Raw genomic sequence first — 2,473 nt, 5'->3', positions numbered from 1 at the left:
CACGACGCCGCGGCTGACGCGCGAGTAGAGGTCGTCGTTGACCCATTTGCGCGGGCCCGAGAACAGGGTCCGCTGGAGGAGCAGGTCGCGGTCGGCGCTGTCGGCGCCGGCGTCGGCACCTGCGGCGGTCACGGTGGTGGCGTCCATGGGGGCGATGCGCTCCTGAAGATCGGTTATCCGGTGCCGCCCAGGTTAGTCCCCGGCCCCGCCGGGATCGCGTCGACGACCGGTGAGTCGGTGTTCGGCGGCTGCACGGGCGGGGTGATCGCGGGGATACCCGGCGGCGGCAACAGCGGCGGATGGTCCGCGGGCACGGGCAGAACCTCGTAGAGACGGGCGCCCTCGTTCTCCGCCGCCAGGCGCAGGTGGGGGTTGAGGTGGAGACCGATGAAGCCGCCGGGACGCCCCGGGCCGCCCACCACTCCGGTGCCCACCACCACCCACCGCACGTCCTGCCGCTGCACCTCGTGGGTGATCGACGGGTCGAAGCCGTACCGGTTGATCGAGGTGTACAGGGTCATGCGATCGCCGCCGACCTGTGCCACCGGATGGTCAGCCAGCGGCGCGCCGAACACCACCGGCACCCCGTGCAGGGCGTACACCCACGCGGTGCCGTCGAACGGGTCGTTGAGCACGACGCCGCCGTCATACAGTTCGCCCAGCCGGTCCAGCATCTCGCGCTCCTGAACGGTGACGGCCGGCCCGTCCGCGTAACCCCACACCCTCAAGTCGCGCGCGAGGACGGCCTGACCCGAGACCACCGCGAGCGCGCACACGGCCAGCACCACCACGCCGGTGCGGCCCGCCGGCCGCCGCATCACGTCCCGAAGGACCAGCGCCTGCGCCCCGGCACCAGCGAGCACTGCTGTCGGGATCGCCAGAAGAGAGGCGAAGCGGTAGGCGTCATCCCACCAGTAGCCGGTGATGATCCGCACCCAGTCGCCCTCGACCGCGGCAGCGAAGACGTAGAGAATCCAGTAGCCGACGAGCGCGGCCACGATCGCCACGAACGGTCGCCGCCACCGCGAAATTCTCACCGCGGCAACAAGGCCGATGAGCACCAACGCCGTGATTCCGACCGAGGACACGACTGTGGGGCCTGTATCGAAGGCACCCACCATCGCGCGAGGCACGCCCGCGCTCCGCGGCCACGAGAAACCGGCGAGAGCATCGGTGGTATCTGACGAGACCCTCGTCACCACCCACCCTGCGTACAGACCCGCCGGTACCGCGGCGAGCGCGAATCCGCCGGCTACCGCCAATCGCGGCCGCGGTCCGGGTGCCGCCACGACACCCGCGATCGCCGCGACGAACAGCGGGATCGCTGCGGCCAATGCCACGGAAGGATGTACGGACCACGCCCCCGCCAGTCCGGCGCCGAGCAGCAGCGGGTACGCCGCCGGACCCGGCGTACGAGTGGGGAGTGCCGAGACCACATCGTCTCCGGGACACTTCCTCCGGATCCCCTTCGCTCGGTGACCCTGACGTTGGCGTCCCGCGATGTGCTCGGCCAGCAGGAGCAAGCCCGGGATGATCGCCACCCCCAGAGCGAACGGCAAGACCTGCCCACGTCCGAGCGGCAGATACGGGAACGTCCAGCACGAGGCTGCGACGAGCGACGAGCCCACCGCCGCCAGCCGAGATCCGTCGCACAGTCGCCCGGCCAGGACCGCCACGGCCAGTACGAACACCACTCCCGTGACCGCCGAGAGCGCGTCCAGCGCTCCGGGCAACCCGTTCAGGGCCGCGGGGGAACCGTCCCCGGGCAGGTGCAGCAGCAGCGAAGCGAGAGCGTGGTAGGTGTCCGGGTAGTAGTAATGCGGGTTAGCCGGCTGACTGACCGGCGCCAGATCCGACAGGCCTGCGCGCCCCGTCTCAGCGATGAAGCGCGTGGCCCCACCGTGGAGCAGAGCGTCCCAGCCCTGGGGAATCGCCGTGAGGCCGCGGGTCGCGATGAGGACCTGAACCGCAGGGACCAACGAGAGTACGACGACGACGAAGCCCGGCAGCCAGGCCCCCACGACATGCCCTCGGAAGGTGTCGCGACGAGCACCAGCCCGCCCGCCGTGAGCGATGGTCTGACTCTCGGCAGTGGCGGCGCCCTTATCGCGACCTCGATCGCGCCCACGCCCAACGAGCAGCCTCGGGGCGAGGCCCACCACCCCGGCACACAGCAGCGCCGCGAGTGCTGTCGCACCCGCCGAGGCCGGAGCCCATGGCACGTCAGTGGCGGCCGTGACCGTGCAGCCCACAGCAACGACCGCGAGCGTCAGGGCGGGGCCCGCCGCAACCGCTTCGCGCGCCGGCAGACCGGCGGCGAGGCAGATCGCAGCGCCGGGCACCATCACCAGCGCCAGTGCAGCGAACAGCAGGATCACGGCGGAGAGGACGGTCATCAGCGCACCCGGAAGATCACCGTGCGCTGAACTATGAAGTTGGTCACCGTCGCCACACCCTGCGCGATCACGTAGCC

General features: G+C 71.0%; 1 protein-coding gene. It reads right to left on the bottom strand.

Annotation, left to right across the window (positions count from 1 at the left end):
- Positions 1 to 173 precede the first annotated feature (173 nt).
- Entirely contained in the window at positions 174 to 2,396 is a 2,223-nt protein-coding gene (locus tag ACWIE7_RS18795; protein ID WP_454057936.1) for a DUF6541 family protein, read from the bottom strand.
- Between the last annotated feature and the right edge of the window lie 77 nt (positions 2,397 to 2,473).

Source organism: Dietzia sp. NPDC055343, assembly GCF_053645265.1.
Note: the sequence above shows the minus strand (reverse complement) of the source record. Positions and strands in the feature narration are given on the sequence as shown.

Bases quoted from the DNA above. Each gene is read 5' to 3' on its own strand.
- ACWIE7_RS18795 (WP_454057936.1), bottom strand. From the start codon at position 2,396: ATGACCGTCCTCTCCGCCGTGATCCTGCTGTTCGCTGCACTGGCGCTG.